Consider the following 19,550-nt stretch of genomic DNA (forward strand, 5'->3'; position numbering starts at 1 on the left):
TCCTCTTTTTAAAAAGAACCGACCGTCATGCGCGCCTCACGTTTTTTTATTTCCACCCTGAAAGAAGCCCCTTCCGACGCTGAAATCGTGAGCCACAAGCTGATGATGCGCGCCGGCATGATCAAGCGTCTGGGCGCCGGCATCTACACCTACATGCCGATGGGGCTGCGCGTGATCCGCAAGGTCGAGGCCATCGTGCGCGAGGAAATGAACCGCGCCGGTGCCGTCGAGCTCCTGATGCCGGTCGTGCAGCCAGCCGAGCTGTGGCAGGAAACCGGCCGCTGGAACAAGATGGGCGCCGAGCTCATGCGCGTGAAGGATCGCCATGGCCGCGACTTCGCCATCCAGCCGACCTCGGAAGAAGTGGTCACCGATGTGGCCCGCACCGAGCTGCGCAGCTACAAGCAATTGCCGGTCAACTTCTATCACATCCAGACCAAGTTCCGCGACGAGCGTCGTCCGCGTTTCGGCCTCATGCGCGGCCGTGAATTCACGATGAAGGATGCCTACTCCTTCGACCGCGATCTCGATGGCTTGAAGAAGTCCTACCAGGCCATGTATGACGCCTACGTGCGCATCTTCACCCGCTTCGGCCTGGAGTTCCGCGCCGTGGCAGCCGACAACGGTGCCATCGGCGGTTCCGGTTCGCACGAATTCCACGTCATCGCCGCCACCGGTGAAGACGCGCTGGTGTATTGCCCCACCTCCGACTACGCCGCCAACATGGAAGCGGCCGAAGCGCTGCCGGTGGACGGCTCCCGTGGTGCCGCTACCCAGGCGCTGGAAAAGACCGCCACACCAGGCAAGTCCAAATGCGAAGCCGTGGCCGAGCTGCTGGGCCTGCCGCTGGCGCGTACCGTCAAGTCCATCGTGCTGGCGGTGGACAACGAAGACCCGGCCAAGAAGGAAATCTGGCTGCTGCTCTTGCGTGGCGACCATGAGCTCAACGAAGTGAAGGCCAGCAAGATCCCGGGTCTGTCCACCTACCGCTTCGCCAACGAAGCCGAGATCGTCGAATGGTTCGGCACGCCGCCGGGCTACCTGGGTCCGATCGGGACCAAGAAGCCGGTCAAGGTCGTCGCTGACCGCACGGTCGCCAACATGGCCGATTTCGTCTGCGGTGCCAACGAAGCCGATTTCCACTATACCGGCGCCAACTGGGGCCGCGACCTGCCCGAGCCGCTGGTGGCCGACATCCGCAACGTCGTCGAAGGCGATGCCTCGCCGGACGGCCGTGGTGTGCTGGCGATCCAGCGCGGCATCGAAGTGGGCCACGTGTTCCAGCTGGGCACCACGTATTCGGAAGCGATGAAGGCAACCTACCTGGATGAATCCGGCAAGCCGCAACCGCTGGTGATGGGCTGCTACGGCATTGGCGTCACCCGTATCCTGGGCGCGGCCATCGAGCAGAACTTCGATGATCGCGGCATCATCTGGCCGACCTCGATTGCGCCCTTCGAAGTGGTGCTCTGCCCCATGGGCTATGACCGCAGCGAAGCTGTCAAGACCGAGATCGACAAGCTCTATGCGCAACTGACCGAAGCTGGTGTGGACGTGGTGCTGGACGACCGTGGCGAACGCCCGGGCGCGATGTTTGCAGACTGGGAGCTGATCGGCGTGCCGCATCGCATCGTGGTGGGCGACCGTGGCCTCAAGGATGGCAACGTCGAATACCAGGGGCGTCGTGATACCGAAGCGACCCAAGTGCCGCTGGCCGAGGCGCTGGCCTTCATCCGGGGCAAGCTGGCCGCCTGATCTTTCCACAGGTAGCAATGACAAAGGCGGGCGCCATGGGCGTCCGCCTTTGTTTTTGGGGAGGGATCGGCTTACCTGGCCGGTACGATGGTCACGGTCTCGCGCAGGATACCGCCCGAGGCGACGCTACCTTCGCTGCTGCCCTGGCCATTGACGCGTTTTTCGCAATCAATGCGATCCGACTGCGGCAGGCCTTCGCAGCGACGCAGGGCGTTTTCCTTCAGTTGCGCCGGGCTCGGGTCGGTCAGCGTGCCGCGTGCGGCGGCTTGCTGGGCGGCGCCGGCTTCACGCAGGCAGGTGGCGCGGTCCTCGGTGGAAGCACCGCTCTTGCAGGCGGCGATCTGTTGCTGGTATTCCGAATTGCCGGCCTTGCCGGCCTTGCCGGCGGCAAATACGTGCGAGGCGCCGCCCAGCGCCGCCAGGCCGATCACGAGGGCGCTGGCCGAGCGCAGCAGTTGGTGGCGCAGGGATGCGTTGGGCGCGGTTTGGTTTGGCATGGTCATTTCCTTTCTCTTGGTCATGAGCGTCCAGGCTCATCAGTGGATGGCACAGGGGTAGACCCGGTTGACGGTTTTCGGTTCTTTTATTCAGTTCTGCGGGAAGCCATATGATCGGGAAAGTTTGTTACCAGGCTTTGCGGCCTCTGCCCCATCACGCAGAACCGCCATGATAGGCGCTTGCAGGCCGGGCCGCCATCAGAGAAGCGCCGCAAGGACCGTCAGACAAGAGGAAAACCCGACTGCGCCTGAAACATCCGGAAACAAAAACGCCCGCATGGCTTCTGCGGGCGTTTTTGTTTGCAAGTCGCTTGCAAACCGCGGGCGTCGATCAGCTCAGGTGAGCCGAGATCAGCTTGGTCATTTCGAACATCGTGACTTGCTTCTTGCCGCCGAAGATTGCCTTGAGCTTGTCATCGGCATCGATGTTGCGCTTGTTTTCGGCGTTTTGCAGCTTGTGCTTCTTGATGTATTCCCACACCTTCTTGGTCACCTCGGTGCGCGGCAGCGGCTTGGCGCCGACCACTTCGCCCAGGGCTGCCGATGGGGTCAGCGGCTTCATGAAGGCGGCATTGGGAGTACGTTTTGCTGCGGGCTTGGCGGCGGGCTTTGCTGCGGCTTTCTTGGGAGCGGCTGCCTTGGGGGCTGCCTTCGGTGCGGCTTTCGGCGCTGCCTTGGCGGCCGGTTTCGCTGCGGCCTTGGGGGCTGCCTTGGCAGCAGGCTTGGCGGCTGCTTTGGCGGCCGGCTTGGCGGCGGGTTTTGCTGCTGGCTTCTTTACTGCGGCTGCTGCTTTTTTTGCTGTGGCCATCGGAAAGACTCCTCACAAGAATGAGATGAATGCGTCATTTACGCACCGCTAATAGTGGTGCTGTTTGCACGGCCACGCAAGTATTTTTTAGTGGATTTTCCTGCGAATGCGCCAGGAAACAACGAGCCGCCCCGATCCGCCGTCAAGCCGCGCCGGTAAAGGGATCGCGGCGGATCACCGGCGTCCGGGAAAGGGGTGCTTTCGGGACTGCGAAGGCGATGCCAAAGCGATGAAAGAAGGGCATGTTTTCATGAGTCGCAAGCGGGCAGAAAATCGCATCCGCGAGCGCCGGGCCAGGCCAGGAAAACGGGGGGGGTAATAGCGAAGGGGGGGCGGGACTGCGGCGGCAGAGGTGCCGCCGGAAATCTTGCAGAAGATGCGCAAAGCCTTTTCCAGCAAGGCTTTGCGGCCGATGCCGTCAGCGCATGCCGCCGGGCAGCATGCCCTTCATGCCGCGCATCATCTTCATCATGCCGCCGCCCTTGAGCTTTTTCATCATCGATTGCATCTGCTCGAACTGGGACAGCATGCGGTTGACTTCCTGCACCTGCACCCCGGCACCGGCGGCGATGCGGCGCTTGCGGGTGGCCTTGATCAGTTCCGGCTTGGCGCGCTCCTGCGGGGTCATGGCGTTGATGATGCCTTCCATGCGGCGCACCTGCTTTTCGGCCTGGTCCATGTTGGCGTTGCCGGCAGCGGCCTGCATCTGGGCCGGCAGCTTGTCCAGCAGGCTGGTGAGGCCGCCCATCTTCTTCATCTGCGACAGCTGCGCCTTGAAGTCATTGAGGTCGAACTTGCCGCCACCCTTGATCTTGTGCGCCAGATCCTGCGCGGCTTCCATGTCCACACCCTTGCGCGCCTCTTCCACCAGCGCCAGGATGTCGCCCATGCCGAGGATGCGGTTGGCCATGCGCGAGGGATCGAAGGCTTCCAGGCCATCGAGCTTTTCGGCCACACCGGCGAACTTGATGGGCTTGCCGGTGATGTGGCGCACCGACAGCGCAGCGCCGCCGCGCGAGTCGCCGTCCAGCTTGGTGAGCACCACGCCGGTCAGCGGCAGGGCATCGTTGAAGGCCTTGGCGGTGTTGATGGCGTCCTGGCCCAGCATGGCGTCGACCACGAACAGGGTTTCGATGGGCTTGATGGCGGCGTGCACGGCGCGGATTTCATCCATCATGGCCTGGTCGATGCCCAGACGGCCGGCGGTGTCCACGATCAGGACTTCGTGGTGGTGCTTCCTGGCGTAATCCAGTGCGGCCAGGGCGATGTCGACCGGCTTGTCGGTCGGCTGGCTGGGGAAGAAGTCGGCACCGGCCTGCCCGGTCACGGTCTGCAGCTGGCCGATGGCGGCCGGGCGGTAGACGTCGGCGGAGACGGTCAGCACCTTTTTCTTCTTGTTCTCGCGCAGGTACTTGGCGAGCTTGCCGACGGTGGTGGTTTTACCGGCACCCTGCAAGCCGGCCATCAGGATGATGGCGGGCGGCTGGGTCGCAAAGTTCAGTTGCGAGGCTTCGGCCCCGAGGTCGGCACCCATCAGGCTGGCCAGCTCGCGCTGGACCACGCCCACCAGCGCCTGGCCGGGGGTGAGGGAGCCGATGACCTCTTCGCCCATGGCTTTTTCCTTCACCTTGGCGATGAATTCGCGCACGGCCGGCAGGGCCACGTCGGCCTCCAGCAGGGCCAGGCGCACTTCGCGCAGCATCTCGGCGGTATTGGATTCGGTCAGTCGCGCCTCGCCGCGCATGGTTTTGACGACTTTGGCGAGGCGTTGGGTCAGGTTGTCTAGCATGGTGATATCTGCAAATAGGTGGATGGCCGCAGGCCGGGACGAAACGGGCAGGCGCGGCGGCGGGCAATCCTGCATTCTAACCGATCAGACCTGCTGCGCCCCCGCCGGCGCGTGCGGCCCAGATGGGGGGGATACGTAAAATTAACAGCTTGTACAGCCCGCGCTCTTTGTGTATACATGGGCGCTGAATTTCCAAGCGCACAGAACAACCAAGGTCCCCTGCCACGCAGCAGGGGCCAACGCCAGAGAGACTGCCGGCCCCGCACTGCTGGCGCCGGCGCGCAGTATCAACAACGATACACACAAGAGGAGAGTGGAAATGCAAAAGCAAAAGCAATGGATCGCCCTGGCCCTGCTGGCAAGTGCCGGCTTCTCGGCCGCCAGCCATGCCGCCGATGACGTGATTCGTCTGGGCAACCTGAAGTTCGCCCACTATGGCGCGGTGTCCTATATCAAGGAGATCGCTCCCAAATGCGGCATCAAGGTCGACGAGAAGGTCTTCGCCAAGGGGCCGGACGTGATGCAGGGCATTCTGGCCGGGGAGCTGGATGTGGGCACGACCGCGTCGGAAGCTGCCATCTCGGGACGCGCCAACGGTGCGCCGATCTATGTGGTGGCCGGTTTCGCCAAGGGCGGCGCGCGCCTGGTGGCGGGCAAGGATTCGGGCATCAAGTCGGTCAAGGACCTCAAGGGCAAGAAGGTCGGCGTGACCCGTGGCGGCATCCATGAAGTGCTGCTGGACGCGGAACTGGGCCAGAACGGCCTGTCGCCCAAGGATGTGACCATCGTCTACCTGGCCTTTGCCGACCTGAACCAGGCCCTGCTGGGCAAGAACATCGACGCCATGATGCAGAGCGAGCCGCAATCCTCGCAGGCCATCAACAAGGGCTTCGGGGTGGAAGTGATGAAGCCCTACGACACCCCCATCGGCGAGCCCTACCGCACCATGGTGATGACGGAAAAGTTCTATACCGAGAAGCGTCCACTGGCCGAGAAGTTCATGCGCTGCTTCCTGGAGGCGACCAAGACCTTCATCGACAAGCCGGAAGTGGCCGAGAAGTACGTGCGGGAAGTGATCTTCAAGAACCAGATCACCAAGGAAGACTTCTATGACGCCATCGGCAATTCCCCCTACGCCTACGACATCACCCCCGAGCACATCCAGGTGACGACCGACACCATGGCCAAGTATGGCACCGGCAAGATGGCCAAGCCGCCCGTGGCCAAGGATTGGGTCAGGACCGATCTGCTGGAGCAGGCCAAGAAGAGCATGAACCTGAAGTAAGCCGGGGGAATCTCGCATGGCAAAGCAAAACAAGGGCAGCTTCCTGCAGGGGCTGCTGGTGCCGATCCTCGTGATTGCCCTGTGGGAGGGGGCGTCACGGGCAGGCTGGATCAATCCGCAGATCCTGCCTTCGCCCTGGGCGGTGCTCAAGAAATGGGTGGAATACGCCACCCCCCTGAAACCCTATGACCCGCAGGAGGGCAGCTGGCTGGCCTGGGCCTTCTCGGGCGAACTGATCATGGATGCCATCGGCAGCCTGTACCGGGTGGTGGCCGGTTTCCTGATCGGTGCCGGGCTGGCCCTGCCGCTGGGCTTGCTGATGGGTTCCAGTCAGCGCATTTACGGGCTGATGAATCTGACCGTCCAGGTGATCCGTCCGATTCCGCCGATTGCCTACATTCCGCTGGCCATCCTCTGGTTCGGGCTGGGCAATCCGCCGGCGCTGTTCCTGATTGCGCTGGGGGCCTTCTTCCCGGTGCTGATGAACACCATCGCCGGGGTGCGCCAGGTCGACAGCATCTACCTGCGCGCCGCCCGCAACCTGGGGGCGAGCCAGTCCACGCTGTTTCTGCGGGTGATGCTGCCGGCGGCGGTGCCCTACATCCTCTCGGGGGTGCGCATCGGCATCGGGACCGCCTTCATCGTGGTGATCGTGGCCGAGATGATTGCGGTGAGCAATGGCCTGGGTTTCCGCATCATGGAGGCGCGCGAGTATTTCTGGTCGGACAAGATCATCGCCGGCATGATCACCATCGGCCTCTTGGGCCTGGCGATCGACCTGGGCATGAGCCGCCTCAACAATTACATGCTGCGCTGGCATCGCGGACTGGAGAACTGAGATGAACCAGGCAATCAATCAGGCCAATGCCTTGCCCCGTATTCGTATACAGGGCGTGCAGAAGGTCTTCAAGACCGATGACCGCGAGGTCGTGGCCCTCAAGGACATCAACCTGGACATCCCCGATGGCCAGTTCGTCTGCCTGCTCGGCCCCTCCGGTTGCGGCAAGTCGACGCTGTTGAACGCCATCGCCGGCTTCGCCCTGCCGTCGTCGGGCCAGATCCTCGCCGACGACAAGGTGGTCAGCGAGCCGGGGCCGGACCGTGGCATGGTGTTTCAGGAATATGCGCTCTTCCCCTGGATGACGGTGGAGCAGAACGTGGCCTTCGGGCTGGAGATCAAGGGCCGGCCCAAGGCCGAGATCCACCAGCGCGTCACGCAACTGCTGGACAAGCTGGGCCTGATCGACTTCCGCACCCGCTTCCCCAAGGACCTCTCGGGCGGCATGCGCCAGCGCGTGGCCATTGCCCGGGTGCTGGCGCTGGATTCGCCCATCATGCTCATGGACGAGCCCTTTGGCGCCCTCGATGCCCTGACCCGCCGCAACCTGCAGGACGAGTTGCTGCGCATCTGGGACGAGTTCAGGAAGACCATCGTCTTCGTCACCCACAGCATCGAGGAAGCCATCTACCTGGCCGACCGCATCGTGGTCATGACCTACCGGCCCGGGACGGTCAAGCGCGACATGCTGGTGAACCTGCCGCGCCTGCGCGATCCGGCCGATCCCGAGTTCAATGCCTTGAAGCGCGAACTGGGTCAGCTGGTGATGGAGGAGCAGCAGCGCCATCACAACGCGGAGATGAAGTCGGCCGCCGTCGACTGAGGCGGTTTCGTTCTGCGGCAATGCCGCTACCGACACGGCAGGCACGCCCTGCCGTGTCGCTTTTGGCGGGGACGATTCGCCTGCGGGCTGACCCGGCGCAAGCGGGCGGGGCGCCGAGATAGTGTAAACTCGGGTGATGCAAACTTATTTTTTCATCCTGGCTGCGCTGCTCTATCTGGGCTGCGCCTTCATGCCTTCGCAGCGGCGCGTGCCGATTTCGGCGGGCATCGTGGTCGGCTGGGTGCTGCATGGCGGGGCGCTGCTGTCGGACATGTTCGCGCCGGAAGCGCTGCGGGTGGGCTTTGCGGTCATGCTGTCGTCCACGCTGTGGATTTCGGTGGCGGCCTACTGGCTGGAAAATCGCAATTTCTCGCTAGACAGCATGCGCGTGCTGGTGCTGCCGGTGGCCGCCGTGGCGGTGGTGCTGCCCAGCATCTTCCCCGGCAACATGGTGGCGCTGGCCGGCAAGTCCGACTGGTTCCTGGCGCATATCGCCGTCTCCATCCTGGCCTACAGCACGCTCACCATCGCCGCCTTCCATGCCGTGCTGATGGTGCTGCAGGAGTCGCGCCTGCATACCCGCCCCGGTCCGGCGGCGCAGTCCAGCTGGTTCGGACTGGCGCTGGATCGCCTGCCGGCGCTCTTGACCATGGAAAAACTGCTGTTTCGCCTGATCGCCTTCGGCTTCAGCTTGCTGACGCTGACGGTATTGTCGGGTGTCGTCTTTTCCGAGCAGTTGTTCGGGACACCATTGAAGTGGGACCACAAGACGATCTTCACCATGCTGTCCTGGCTGCTGTTCGGCCTGCTCCTGGCCGGCCGTCGCTGGCAGGGATGGCGGGGGCGGACCGCGCTGAGCTTTACGCTGGCCGGTTTCGCCATTCTTTTATTGGCTTATGTGGGCAGCCGGTTCGTGCTTGAAGTCGTGCTGCATCGGGTTCTGACATGAAATATCTGATCTGGCTGGTCGTGCTGCTGGCCGTGGTGGTGTGGCTCCAGCGCGCCAAGAAATCCATGCTGGCCGGCAGCGACCCTGCCGCCGAGCGCAATGCCAACGCAGGCGAGCCCGAGCCTGGCATGCCGCGCCCCAAACCTTCGCGTTTCCGCCGCCGTGGCGACAGCAATGTCGAGACCATGGTGCAGTGCGCCCATTGCGGCATCCATTTCCCGTCCTCCGAGGCGGTGGTGCATGCCTCCGGCGCGCACTACTGCTGCGAAGAGCATCGCCGCCTGGCTTCCTTCTGAGCATGGACACCACCCCGTCCGAGCGCGACGCCTGGATCATCGATGGCGACGGCTGGTGCGATCACGCCCGCCGCGAAGCCTCGCCCAACTGCGACGAGCGTCCCGAGGGCGTGGCCGCCGAGCTGCTGGTGATCCACAACATCAGCCTGCCGCCCGGTGAGTTCGGTGGCCCCTACATCGCCGATCTGTTCTGCAATCGGCTCGACTTCGACGCCCATCCCTATTTCGACCAGTTGCGTTCGTTGCGGGTCTCGGCCCACTTCCTGATCCGTCGCGATGGCGAGGTGGTGCAGTTCGTAGCCGCGCATCGTCGTGCCTGGCACGCGGGCGTGTCCAGCTTCGAGGGGCGAGAGCGCTGCAATGACTTTTCCATCGGCATCGAACTGGAAGGGACCGACTTCGAGCCCTTCACCGAGGCCCAGTATACGGCCCTGGTGGCACTATCCCAGGCGCTGGCAAGACGCTACGGCCTGAGCGCCGTGACCGGTCACGAGCACATCGCGCCGGTGCGCAAGACCGATCCGGGCCCCTTCTTCGACTGGGCAGGCTATCACAACAAAATGGCGGAAATAATGAATACGGCGCAATTGCGCTTCCCTCTTGGCCTTCACAAAAGTCAAGCTTGAACGGCAGAAAAATTCTCGAAATAGCGGTTGCATCTGCCCGGACCCGCTACTAGAATTAGTCCCAATCGATGTTTTGATACTAGATGTAGTGCTCAGTTGAACTTATTGTTGTATTCGGGTCTGCACCCACAGCAGGCCCGTTCCAGGCAGTGCTTCAGAAGGTACCAGACCCGCGAGGCAGTAACCAAGTACGACAACGCCCCCGGTTCTCCTTCTTTTAAATCCGTTCCACACATCAGTTTCAAGCAGTTTTGCGTCAGCATGAATGTCCACGCAAGGGACAGTCATTGTGGGGCGCTTCTGTCGTTCGCCGGTCCGTGCAGTACGGTTCCGATGTAGTTATTAGCAACGCAGGCGGCAACCCCCGGCCGCCTGTCCCATGTACCCCAGGAGGCTAAGTGCGCTCAACCCAAGAAATGTCCGTCAAATCGCCCGCCCCGTTTGGCACGTCCGCCGAGCTGGAAGGCTCCGCCGAAGGCCAGTCCATCGTGTCCCAGACCGCAGGCCTGGGCGAGTACCGCATCATCCGCCGCAATGGCGCCGTGGTCGGTTTCGAGCCCTCCAAGATTTCCATCGCCGTGACCAAGGCCTTCCTGGCCGTCAACGGTGGCCAGGGTGCCGCCTCGGCGCGCGTGCGCGAGATGGTCGAGCAACTGACCACCAACGTGGTGTCGGCGCTGGTGCGTCGTCAGCCCACCGGTGGCACCTTCCATATCGAAGACATCCAGGACCAGGTCGAGCTGGCCCTGATGCGTTCGGGCGAGCATGACGTCGCCCGTGCCTACGTGCTCTACCGTGCCAAGCGCATGGAAGAGCGCGCCCAGCAAGGTGCCGCCACCAAGACCGAAGTGGCCGCACCGCAGCTGCACGTGACGGAAGATGGCCAGAGCCGTCCGCTGGACATCAATGAAGTGCGCTCCCTGATCGCCGCCGCCTGCGTCGGTCTGGACGCGCACGTGGACGCCGAAGCCATCCTGGCCGAGACCGTCAAGAACCTGTACGACGGTGTGCCCGTCGAAGAGCTGTACAAGTCCGCCATCCTGGCTGCCCGCGCGCTGATGGAGAAGGACCCTGCGTATAGCCAGGTGACTTCGCGCCTGCTGATGCACACCATCCGCAAGGAAGTCTTCGGCAAGGAAGTGGCTCAGGCCGATGCGCCCGCCGAATACCTGGAATACTTCCCGCAATACATCAAGAAGGGGATCGACGCCGAGCTGCTCGACACCAAGCTGGCCCAGTTCGACCTGGCCAAGCTGGCTGCTGCGCTCAAGCCCGAGCGCGACCTGCAGTTCGGCTACATCGGCCTGCAGACCCTGTATGACCGTTATTTCCTGCACATCGGCGGCACCCGCATCGAGATGCCCCAGGCGTTCTACATGCGCGTGGCGATGGGCCTGGCACTGAACGAAATCGACCGCGAAACCCGCGCCATCGAGTTCTACGACCTGCTGTCCTCGTTCGACTTCATGAGCTCGACCCCGACCCTGTTCAACTCGGGTACCCAGCGTTCGCAGCTGTCCTCGTGCTACCTGACCACGGTGGCCGACGACCTCGACGGCATCTACGAAGCCATCAAGGAAAACGCCCTGCTGGCCAAGTTCGCCGGCGGCCTGGGCAATGACTGGACCCCGGTGCGCGCCCTGGGCGCCCACATCAAGGGCACCAACGGCAAGTCGCAAGGCGTGGTCCCCTTCCTGAAGGTGGTCAACGATACCGCCGTGGCGGTCAACCAGGGCGGCAAGCGCAAGGGCGCAGTGTGCGCCTACCTGGAAACCTGGCACATGGACATCGAGGAATTCCTCGAACTGCGCAAGAACACCGGCGACGACCGCCGCCGCACCCACGACATGAACACCGCGAACTGGATTCCCGACCTGTTCATGAAGCGTGTGATGGAAAAGGGCGAGTGGACCCTGTTCTCGCCCTCCGACACCCCGGACCTGCACGACAAGTTCGGCCGTGCCTTCGAAGAAGCCTACACCGCCTATGAAGCCAAGGCTGCTCGTGGCGAGCTGAAGCTCTTCAAGAAGGTGCAAGCCAACGACCTGTGGCGCAAGATGCTGTCGATGCTGTTCGAAACCGGCCACCCGTGGATCACCTTCAAGGATCCCTGCAACATCCGCTCGCCCCAGCAACACGTGGGCGTGGTGCACAGCTCCAACCTGTGCACCGAGATCACCCTGAACACCAACGAGAGCGAGATCGCGGTCTGCAACCTGGGTTCGGTGAACCTGCCGGCGCACCTGGTCAATGGCGAGCTGGACCATGCCAAGCTGCAAAAGACCATCCGCACCGCCATGCGCATGCTGGACAACGTCATCGACATCAACTACTACGCCGTCAAGAAGGCACGTGATTCCAACCTGCGCCACCGTCCGGTGGGCATGGGCATCATGGGCTTCCAGGACTGCCTGCACATCAAGCGCGTGCCGTACGCCTCGATGGACGCCGTCGAATTCGCCGACCGCTCCATGGAAGCCGTCTGCTACTACGCCTACATGGCCTCGACCGAACTGGCTGAAGAGCGCGGCCGTTACGCTTCCTACCGCGGTTCGCTGTGGGATCGCGGCATCCTGCCGCAGGATTCCCTGAAGCTGCTGGCGCAAGAGCGCGGCGGCTACCTGGAAACCGACACCACCGAGACCCTGGACTGGGCCGCCCTGCGTGCGCGCATCGCCGAACACGGCATGCGCAACTCGAACTGCGTGGCCATTGCGCCGACGGCGACCATCTCCAACATCATCGGCGTGTCCGCCTGCATCGAGCCGACTTACCAGAACCTGTACGTGAAGTCGAACCTGTCGGGTGAGTTCACCGAAATCAACGAGTACCTGGTGCGTGACCTGAAGGCCCGTGGCCTGTGGGACGAAGTCATGGTCGCCGACCTCAAGTATTTCGACGGCAGCCTGGCCAAGATCGACCGCATCCCGCAAGACCTGCGCGACATCTACGCCACCGCCTTCGAAGTCGATCCGTCCTGGCTGGTGGAAGCCGCCTCGCGTCGCCAGAAGTGGATCGACCAGGCCCAGTCGCTGAACATCTACATGGCCGGTGCCTCCGGCAAGCGCCTGGACGAGACCTACAAGCTGGCATGGCTGCGCGGTCTGAAGACCACCTACTACCTGCGCACCATCGGCGCCACCCACACCGAGAAGTCCACTTCCCGTGCGGGCGCACTGAACGCAGTGGCTGTCGATGGCGGTGCCGGCAGCATGGCCTCGGCCTCGGGCAATGCGGTTCCCGCTGCGCCCATCGCCTCGGCCGCCGCGGCATCGGCTGCCTATGTGATGCCGAACCCGGGTACTTCCATCGAAGCCGACGGTCCGGTCTGCACCATGCGTCCGGGCGATCCGGGCTTCGAAGAGTGCGAAGCCTGCCAGTAAGCAATCCGGGTGGGGCCCGGGCGGCCTGCTGATGAGGATGATCAAGGTCATCCAAGATGACGGCAGCACCACTGTCTGATGTCCCACCCACCCTAGCCGGCGCATCGCGGTGAACTTCACCGGATGCGCCGTTGTCACCTGATAGATACCCGCCGCGCCACGGTCATCCGACCTCGCCGGCAGCGACCGATAAAGTAAAGAGGAACCACAGATGCTTTCTTGGGATGATGAAGTCAAGCAAGCGCCCCAGGCGCCGCGTACCCCCAACCTGCAGCCGCAACTGCAACCGGCCTTTGGTCAGGCCAACGCCGCGCTGAACCCGGCGCTGATGGCCGGCAACAGCGAGCAGGTCGACACCACCCGTCGCGTCAATGCCGCCGACAAGCGCATCATCAACGGCCACACCGACGTCAACCAGCTGGTGCCCTTCAAGTACAAGTGGGCCTGGGACAAGTACCTGGCCGGCTGCGCCAACCACTGGATGCCGCAAGAGATCAACATGCAGCGCGACATCGAGCTGTGGAAGAACCCCAACGGCCTGACCGAAGACGAACGCCGTCTGGTCAAGCGCAACCTGGGCTTCTTCGTCACCGCCGACTCGCTGGCGGCCAACAACATCGTGCTGGGCACCTATCGCCACATCACCGCGCCGGAGTGCCGCCAGTACCTGCTGCGCCAGGCGTTTGAAGAGGCGATCCACACCCACGCCTACCAGTACATCGTTGAATCGCTGGGCCTGGATGAAGCCGAGATCTTCAATGCGTATCACGAGGTCGCGTCGATCCGCGACAAGGACGAGTTCCTCATTCCCTTCATCGATACGCTGACCGATCCCGAGTTCAAGACCGGCACGATGGAGAATGACCAGAAGCTGTTGAAGTCCCTGATCGTCTTCGCCTGCATCATGGAGGGACTGTTCTTCTACGTGGGCTTCACGCAGATCCTGGCGCTGGGTCGCCAGAACAAGATGATGGGTGCGGCCGAGCAGTACCAGTACATCCTGCGTGACGAATCGATGCACTGCAACTTCGGTATCGACCTGATCAACACCGTGAAGATGGAGAACCCGCACCTGTGGACGCCTGAGTTCCGCGACGAAATCAAATCGTTGTTTTTACGCGCGGTGGAGTTGGAATATCGTTACGCAGAGGATACAATGCCGCGAGGCGTGCTCGGGTTGAACGCTACCATGTTCAAGGGCTACCTGCGATTCATCGCAAACCGCCGCGCACAGCAAATCGGATTGGACCCGCTGTTCGCACAAGAAGAAAATCCGTTCCCGTGGATGAGCGAGATGATCGACTTGAAGAAGGAGCGCAACTTCTTTGAGACCCGCGTCATCGAATACCAAACCGGGGGCGCACTGAGTTGGGAATGATGTGCAGTCTCGAAGTTCTCTTCATCGAGACATGATGCACAACAGCAGTCGGGTAGCTTGCAAGATACCCGGCTGCTGAAACGGAAAAGGCCTACGCCAAATTAATGAACAGTCAGAGACCGAATCAATCTTCTCTGTTATCGCCGCTTAACCCCATCTTGTCGGGTCAGGCGGCTTTTCCTTTGAAAAACACCAAGGTTTTTCAGGAACGCGATTCCGACGCTAGCGTTTGAACACGCTGGCGTTTTTTTTGGTGTCGCGCCTGCTCCCGTAGTCGCATCTTCCTGCGCCATTGCGCGGGCACTACCGGAGGGGCGTCGCCAAGATAGCTGAAGCGCTGCATAGGTGAGGGGATGCAGCAGTTCAGCTGGTGCCGAATTCATTAGCGCAAGCCACAGGCGGCTTGTGCCGATGAATAGCTCGCCCGCGTCATCGCGATGTCGCGTGCGGGTTGCTTATATCAAGCTTGATTTTTTCCATTCACGTGAAGAAGGAGAAACAAAATGGCAACAGCAGCAAAGAAGACCGCGGCGAAGAAGCCGGCGGCAAAGAAGGCGGCAGCCGCCAAGGAAACCACCAAGAAGGTAGCCGCGCCCAAGGCCGCAGCCGCCAAGAAGACCGTGGCCAAGGCCGCCGCCAAGCCGGCAGCCGTGAAGAAGGCAGCCGCTCCGAAGGCAGCAGCGAAGAAGGTTGCAGCGCCGAAGGCAGCTGCAAAGAAGACCGCAGCGCCGAAGGCAGCCGCAGCGAAGAAGGTTGCAGCACCGAAGGCAGCAGCGAAGAAGACCGCAGCACCGAAGGCAGCCGCAGCGAAGAAGGTTGCAGCACCGAAGGCAGCCGCCAAGAAGGTTGCAGCACCGAAGGCCGCCGCCAAGAAGGTCGCAGCACCGAAGGCAGCAGCCAAGAAGGTCGCAGCACCGAAGGCAGCAGCCAAGAAGGTCGCAGCACCGAAGGCAGCAGCCAAGAAGGTTGCAGCGCCGAAGGCAGCCGCCAAGAAGGTTGCAGCACCGAAGGCCGCTCCCAAGGCAGCCGCCAAGAAGGTAGCCGCTCCGAAGGCCGCAGCGCCCAAGGCAGCTGCAGCACCGAAGGCAGCCGCCAAGAAGGCCGCCGCTCCGAAGAAGGCAGCCGCCAAGCCGGCAGCCGCAGCACCGGCCGCCAAGACCGTGCTGAACCCGGCCGCTGCATGGCCGTTCCCGACCGGCGCTGGCCGTCCGTAAGATCGGCGCGCGTCTAGTCTGATCCCCTCAGACTGAAGGCCGCTGTGTGGCATTGCGCCATGCAGCGGTTTTTTTATGCCCGGCCGATCCGCGGCCACGGCGCTCACTCTGCGCCGGTGATGGCGATTTGATGCGCTGGATTGCTCTGGCAATTCGTCGCAATGGCACAATATATGAAAGCTCGGGTATGCTCGCACGCGGCGCCCCGGTTTGTCTGCGCACTACGGCAGCGCGTGACGCAAGGTGCCGCTGGCGATTGCGCCGCCGCTGCTTGCCCTCTAGTATGTGCCCTGCCTCTCACTGATGGAGATCCCTGTGCTGCTTAGTATTTTCACGATGATCGTCAACGCCGTCGCCAGCATCCTGGCCGGTGTCATGCTGCTGCGTTTCTGGATGCAGGTGGTGCGCGTGCGTCCGCCGCAACCGGTGGGACAGTTCGTCTACCAGCTCTCGGACTGGCTGGTGCGTCCGCTGCGACGGGTGATGCCGGGCGGCGGTTACGACTGGGCCAGCCTGGTGGGGGCCTTCCTCATCGTGCTGCTGTCCATCATCGCCATCCTGGGCCTGCAGTCGGGCTTCGACTTCAAACTCATCTTCCTGGTAGCGCTGGAGCGCTTCTTTGAATGGATCTGCTATGGCTTCATGGCCACGCTGATCATCGAGGCCGTCTTCAGCTGGGTCAACCCGCACGCGCCGCTGGCGCCCTTCGTGGGCGCCCTGAACGATCCCCTGCTGCGTCCGCTGCGCCGAATCATCCCGCCGCTCGGAGGCGTCGACCTGTCCCCCCTGGTGCTGCTGATCCTGTTGCAGATCGCGGTGCGGGTGGTCAGCGGCCTGCTCTTCGGGATGTTCTGAGCGCACTGCCGGGGCTTCTCCCCACACGCAAAAAGAGCCGGACATCGTCCGGCTCTTTTGCTGTCTGCCTGCTCTTCTGCGGTCAGCGCTTCTGCCTGGCCGACCATTGCTCCAGCGCCTGCATGGTGTTCTCCACATGCTTCTCCGGATTCATGTCGGTGTACTCGTAGAGGATCGCATGGTCCGGCGTGATGACGTAGGAGGTGCGGCTGGCATAGCCGGTCACCTTGAGGAACTGGGCGTCATAAGCCTTCATGATCTTCTTGTCGACATCGGCAGCCACGGCGAACTTGCTGCGGCATTCACTGACGGAGAACTTGTTGAGGGTCTCGATATTGTCGCCCGACACGCCGATGACGGTTGCCCCCAGGGCCTTGTAGCGGTCCACGGCCTCGGCGAAGAGATGGGCTTCGATGGTGCAGCCGGAGGTGAAGGCGGCCGGGTAGAAGTACAGCACCACCGGACCTTTCTTGAGCGCCTCCGAGAGCGTGAAGGTCGAAACCTGTCCGCCCAGTGAACTCGGGGCCGAGAACTCGGGCGCCTTGTCCCCGGGTTTGAGTGCCGCCAGCGCGGCCTGCGAACACAGGGCCGCCCCCACCAGCAGGGAGGCACCGCACCAGCGGCGCAGGCGGGCGGCAGCACCGGCGGTCATGGCAAACGAGGAAGGGCTCAGCATGGTCGATCTCCTTGGTGGGTCATGCTGCCGGCCTCACGCAGTGTCGTGCCGGCAGGCAGGCACATCAGCCGAAACGATAACCGAAGGCCTGGTGGAAACGCTCCTCGATCTCGGCCCTGGACGGTGCGTGGTTCTGCGGTCCCTGCGAAGCGATCTTGATGGAGCCCATCAGGCTGGCCAGGCGTCCCGTGGTTTCCCAGTCGTAGCCTTCGGTCAGGCCGAACAGCATGCCGGCGCGGAAGGCATCGCCGCAACCGGTCGGATCGGCGATCCGGTCGGCCGGTACGCAGGGGATGGCATATTGCTTGCCGTCCACGAAGATGTCCGCACCCAGTTCACCGCGCGTGACCACCAGGGCCGTGACGCGCTCGGCGATCTGTGCCAGCGACAGTCCGGTGCGCGCGGTCAGCAGCTCGGCTTCGTAATCGTTGACGGCCACGTGGGTGGCCAGGTCGATGAAGTTCTTGAGGTCGTTGCCATCGAACATCGGCATGCCCTGGCCCGGATCGAAGATCAGCGGGATGTTCAGCTCGGCGGCCTGCTGGGCATGCTGCAGCATGCCGTCGCGGCCATCCGGGGCGACGATGGCGAACTTGACCGGGCCGGCATCGGCCACCTTGTTCTCGTGCGACCAGGTCATGGCGCCGGGGTGGAAGGCGGTGATCTGGTTGCTGTCGGCATCGGTGGTGATGAAGCACTGGGCCGTGAAGGAAGACTCGATCTGGCGCACGCATTGCGTGGAGATGCCCAGCGCCGCAAAGCGCTCCATGTAGGGCGCGCTGTCCAGGCCAACAGTGGCCATCACGATGGGCTCACCGCCCAGCAGCTTGAGGTTGTAGGCGATGTTGCCGGCACAGCCGCCGAATTCGCGGCGCATGGTCGGCACCAGGAAAGAGACGTTGACCTTGTGCAACTGGTCGGCCAGCAGGGCTTCGGCGAAGCGGCCCTCGTACTGCATGATGTTGTCGTAAGCGAGGGAACCGCAGATCAGGGAGCTCATGGGGTGGTCGGGACTTGTGAGTGAATGATGCCGCATTGTAGAAGAAAAGCGGCGTGCAGTCCGAACCTGACGCAAGTCGTTTCGTGTTCAGGCAGGGCGGTGACGATCAGGGATAGAAGAGATAGATGCGATAGCCCGAGACCAGCGCATCCTTGAGCTCGAAGTTGATCCTGATCTGCTGTTCGCTCTCGGGGCCGATGCCGCTGTCGGCCTGGCCCGGGTCGGCCAGATAGTCACGCGGACGGAAGACGCGGCGCACCACGGCCTTTTCGTCGTCATTGTTGAGCGTGAGCTCGATATGCGGCCAGGCCTGGGCGCTGATGCCGCGATTGCGCATCACCAGCGAGAGCGCATACACGTTCTGGTTGGGCGGCACCACCTGCAGTTCGTTGGATTCCAGCGAGAGCCGGTCGATCTCGGTGGGCAGGCCGACGGTGCAATGCAAGGCCACGCACATGCCGTTGAGCATGGGGCGCAGTTGCGGCACCGCCGCGGCCAGCGGATTGCGCCAGTAATAAAGCGATTGCAGCAGCAGCACCGGCACCATCACGCCGGCCAGCACCATCATCACCATCTTCATGACCTGGCTGATGCGCGCGCGGCGCTCAGCGCGCCTGACGAAGCCGGGCTCGGCGGCGGGCTCGTCGTCTTGCGCGTCGTCCTGTTCTTGCCCTGACGGTTCGTCAAGGGCGGAGAATGCCTCCTCGGACTGCGCCACCTCGTGCAACACGGGTTCATCATCGATGCGGAAGACGGCCGCCACCTCGGGCGGCGCGACAATCTCCTCGGCGTCGGCAGACGAGCGGCGCAGCAGGGCGGCGCTGTCCGGGGCTGGCTCGGGCGGTGTCGTCGGGCGGGCGGTCTGGTCATCCGCGGGGATCTCTGCGGCCGACGCGGCAGGCTTGAAGCTTGCTCCGAGGTCGGGAAGGTAGCCAGGGCTGGCGGGCGAGCGGAAGACCTTGGGCTCGGCGATGACCGGGATGGCCGCAGGCGCGGCCGCCAAGGCAGCGACGGGCGCAGTGGGCTGTGCAGCAGGAACGTTCACCTCTGGAACGGACGTCTGCGCGGCGGGCGCGACAGGAACCGGCTGCGCGGCAAGCGGCGCGCCAGATTGTTCATAGGGGCTGTTGGCGGGGCCACTGGGGGCTGCCGCCGGTGCGGGGGGCGATGGGGGCGGCGTGCTCATGCCGGCCTGGGCCTTGCTGCCCGGCGCCGGCTGGTAATGACCGTCGGCCACGCTGGCCTCGACCAGGAATTCGTTACCGTTGAAGACCTGGCGGCAGTTGCCGCAGCGGACCAGTCCGCCGCGCAGTTTGAGCTGGTCGCTGGCGACCCTGAAGATGGTCAGGCAGTGCGGACACTGGGTCGCCAGCGCCAT

At 63.2% G+C, this 19,550-nt stretch carries 17 protein-coding genes; 11 read left to right on the top strand and 6 right to left on the bottom strand.

Going from position 1 to position 19,550, the window contains the following annotated elements; all coding sequences use genetic code 11:
* Nucleotides 1-27 precede the first annotated feature (27 nt).
* Nucleotides 28-1,755: a proline--tRNA ligase gene (locus GWL_RS21995; protein WP_008334628.1), complete on the top strand. Its 1,728-nt coding sequence runs from the start codon at nt 28-30 to the stop codon at nt 1,753-1,755.
* Nucleotides 1,756-1,826: 71 nt separating this feature from the next.
* Here the strand turns inward: GWL_RS21995 and GWL_RS22000 are convergent, their stop codons facing one another.
* The 3 genes from GWL_RS22000 to ffh all read right to left on the bottom strand — a co-directional run bounded on the left by GWL_RS22000 (nt 1,827) and on the right by ffh (nt 4,849).
* Nucleotides 1,827-2,252: a hypothetical protein gene (locus tag GWL_RS22000; RefSeq protein WP_034351616.1), complete on the bottom strand. Its 426-nt coding sequence runs from the start codon at nt 2,250-2,252 to the stop codon at nt 1,827-1,829.
* A gap of 331 nt (nt 2,253-2,583) precedes the next feature.
* The gene (locus tag GWL_RS23170) at nt 2,584-3,060 is read right to left on the bottom strand and encodes an SWIB/MDM2 domain-containing protein (RefSeq protein ID WP_008334630.1); all 477 of its coding nucleotides are present in this window, start codon (nt 3,058-3,060) and stop codon (nt 2,584-2,586) included.
* A gap of 418 nt (nt 3,061-3,478) precedes the next feature.
* A complete protein-coding gene (ffh, locus tag GWL_RS22015; RefSeq protein ID WP_008334631.1) occupies nt 3,479-4,849 on the bottom strand; it encodes a signal recognition particle protein in 1,371 nt (456 codons plus the stop codon).
* 319 nt (nt 4,850-5,168) lie between these two features.
* Here ffh and GWL_RS22020 point away from each other — a divergent pair, with 319 nt between their 5' ends.
* The 10 genes from GWL_RS22020 to GWL_RS22065 all read left to right on the top strand — a co-directional run bounded on the left by GWL_RS22020 (nt 5,169) and on the right by GWL_RS22065 (nt 16,496).
* Nucleotides 5,169-6,134 (top strand): ABC transporter substrate-binding protein, encoded by a 966-nt coding sequence (locus tag GWL_RS22020; RefSeq protein WP_008334633.1) that lies wholly within the window; start codon nt 5,169-5,171, stop codon nt 6,132-6,134.
* Between the two features lie 16 nt (nt 6,135-6,150).
* Nucleotides 6,151-6,972: an ABC transporter permease gene (locus tag GWL_RS22025; RefSeq protein WP_008334639.1), complete on the top strand. Its 822-nt coding sequence runs from the start codon at nt 6,151-6,153 to the stop codon at nt 6,970-6,972.
* 1 nt (nt 6,973) lies between these two features.
* Nucleotides 6,974-7,795 (top strand): ABC transporter ATP-binding protein, encoded by an 822-nt coding sequence (locus GWL_RS22030; RefSeq protein ID WP_008334645.1) that lies wholly within the window; start codon nt 6,974-6,976, stop codon nt 7,793-7,795.
* A gap of 136 nt (nt 7,796-7,931) precedes the next feature.
* Nucleotides 7,932-8,744, top strand: coding sequence for an inner membrane protein YpjD (locus GWL_RS22035; protein WP_008334647.1), 813 nt, complete (start codon nt 7,932-7,934; stop codon nt 8,742-8,744).
* Nucleotides 8,741-9,040, top strand: a complete 300-nt coding sequence (locus GWL_RS22040; protein ID WP_008334650.1) for a PP0621 family protein — start codon at nt 8,741-8,743, stop codon at nt 9,038-9,040. Before GWL_RS22035 ends, GWL_RS22040 begins: the two co-directional genes overlap by 4 nt.
* Nucleotides 9,041-9,042: 2 nt before the next feature.
* Nucleotides 9,043-9,666 carry a 1,6-anhydro-N-acetylmuramyl-L-alanine amidase AmpD gene (ampD, locus tag GWL_RS22045; RefSeq protein ID WP_008334652.1) on the top strand — a complete coding sequence of 208 codons (624 nt, stop codon included), beginning with the start codon at nt 9,043-9,045 and terminating at the stop codon, nt 9,664-9,666.
* A gap of 398 nt (nt 9,667-10,064) precedes the next feature.
* The gene (locus GWL_RS22050; protein WP_008334653.1) at nt 10,065-13,049 is read left to right on the top strand and encodes a ribonucleoside-diphosphate reductase subunit alpha; all 2,985 of its coding nucleotides are present in this window, start codon (nt 10,065-10,067) and stop codon (nt 13,047-13,049) included.
* A gap of 211 nt (nt 13,050-13,260) precedes the next feature.
* On the top strand, nt 13,261-14,427 hold the full coding sequence (locus tag GWL_RS22055; RefSeq protein ID WP_008334654.1) for a ribonucleotide-diphosphate reductase subunit beta: 1,167 nt from the start codon (nt 13,261-13,263) through the stop codon (nt 14,425-14,427).
* Between the two features lie 503 nt (nt 14,428-14,930).
* Nucleotides 14,931-15,641 carry a histone H1-like DNA-binding protein gene (locus GWL_RS22060; protein ID WP_008334655.1) on the top strand — a complete coding sequence of 237 codons (711 nt, stop codon included), beginning with the start codon at nt 14,931-14,933 and terminating at the stop codon, nt 15,639-15,641.
* A gap of 315 nt (nt 15,642-15,956) precedes the next feature.
* The gene (locus GWL_RS22065) at nt 15,957-16,496 is read left to right on the top strand and encodes a YggT family protein (RefSeq protein WP_034351619.1); all 540 of its coding nucleotides are present in this window, start codon (nt 15,957-15,959) and stop codon (nt 16,494-16,496) included.
* Between the two features lie 82 nt (nt 16,497-16,578).
* Here GWL_RS22065 and GWL_RS22070 read toward each other — a convergent pair whose 3' ends face one another.
* The 3 genes from GWL_RS22070 to GWL_RS22080 all read right to left on the bottom strand — a co-directional run bounded on the left by GWL_RS22070 (nt 16,579) and on the right by GWL_RS22080 (nt 19,550).
* Nucleotides 16,579-17,172 (bottom strand): peroxiredoxin, encoded by a 594-nt coding sequence (locus GWL_RS22070; protein ID WP_008334665.1) that lies wholly within the window; start codon nt 17,170-17,172, stop codon nt 16,579-16,581.
* 64 nt (nt 17,173-17,236) lie between these two features.
* The gene (locus GWL_RS22075) at nt 17,237-18,172 is read right to left on the bottom strand and encodes a carbohydrate kinase family protein (protein WP_008334666.1); all 936 of its coding nucleotides are present in this window, start codon (nt 18,170-18,172) and stop codon (nt 17,237-17,239) included.
* Nucleotides 18,173-18,278: 106 nt separating this feature from the next.
* Nucleotides 18,279-19,550, bottom strand: coding sequence for a DUF3426 domain-containing protein (locus tag GWL_RS22080; RefSeq protein WP_008334668.1), 1,272 nt, complete (start codon nt 19,548-19,550; stop codon nt 18,279-18,281).

Source organism: Herbaspirillum sp. GW103 (assembly GCF_000261365.1).
GTDB lineage: Bacteria > Pseudomonadota > Gammaproteobacteria > Burkholderiales > Burkholderiaceae_D > Herbaspirillum.

What these genes read in the sequence shown, in the direction of transcription:
- GWL_RS22060 (WP_008334655.1), top strand. Translation starts at nt 14,931, where the DNA reads ATGGCAACAGCAGCAAAGAAGACCGCGGCGAAGAAGCCGGCGGCAAAG.
- GWL_RS22070 (WP_008334665.1), bottom strand. Translation starts at nt 17,172, where the DNA reads ATGCTGAGCCCTTCCTCGTTTGCCATGACCGCCGGTGCTGCCGCCCGC.
- GWL_RS22080 (WP_008334668.1), bottom strand. Translation starts at nt 19,550, where the DNA reads ATGGCGCTGGCGACCCAGTGTCCGCACTGCCTGACCATCTTCAGGGTC.
- ampD (WP_008334652.1), top strand. Translation starts at nt 9,043, where the DNA reads ATGGACACCACCCCGTCCGAGCGCGACGCCTGGATCATCGATGGCGAC.
- GWL_RS22040 (WP_008334650.1), top strand. Translation starts at nt 8,741, where the DNA reads ATGAAATATCTGATCTGGCTGGTCGTGCTGCTGGCCGTGGTGGTGTGG.
- GWL_RS22075 (WP_008334666.1), bottom strand. Translation starts at nt 18,172, where the DNA reads ATGAGCTCCCTGATCTGCGGTTCCCTCGCTTACGACAACATCATGCAG.
- GWL_RS22020 (WP_008334633.1), top strand. Translation starts at nt 5,169, where the DNA reads ATGCAAAAGCAAAAGCAATGGATCGCCCTGGCCCTGCTGGCAAGTGCC.
- ffh (WP_008334631.1), bottom strand. Translation starts at nt 4,849, where the DNA reads ATGCTAGACAACCTGACCCAACGCCTCGCCAAAGTCGTCAAAACCATG.
- GWL_RS23170 (WP_008334630.1), bottom strand. Translation starts at nt 3,060, where the DNA reads ATGGCCACAGCAAAAAAAGCAGCAGCCGCAGTAAAGAAGCCAGCAGCA.
- GWL_RS22000 (WP_034351616.1), bottom strand. Translation starts at nt 2,252, where the DNA reads ATGCCAAACCAAACCGCGCCCAACGCATCCCTGCGCCACCAACTGCTG.
- GWL_RS22055 (WP_008334654.1), top strand. Translation starts at nt 13,261, where the DNA reads ATGCTTTCTTGGGATGATGAAGTCAAGCAAGCGCCCCAGGCGCCGCGT.
- GWL_RS21995 (WP_008334628.1), top strand. Translation starts at nt 28, where the DNA reads ATGCGCGCCTCACGTTTTTTTATTTCCACCCTGAAAGAAGCCCCTTCC.
- GWL_RS22025 (WP_008334639.1), top strand. Translation starts at nt 6,151, where the DNA reads ATGGCAAAGCAAAACAAGGGCAGCTTCCTGCAGGGGCTGCTGGTGCCG.
- GWL_RS22035 (WP_008334647.1), top strand. Translation starts at nt 7,932, where the DNA reads ATGCAAACTTATTTTTTCATCCTGGCTGCGCTGCTCTATCTGGGCTGC.
- GWL_RS22030 (WP_008334645.1), top strand. Translation starts at nt 6,974, where the DNA reads ATGAACCAGGCAATCAATCAGGCCAATGCCTTGCCCCGTATTCGTATA.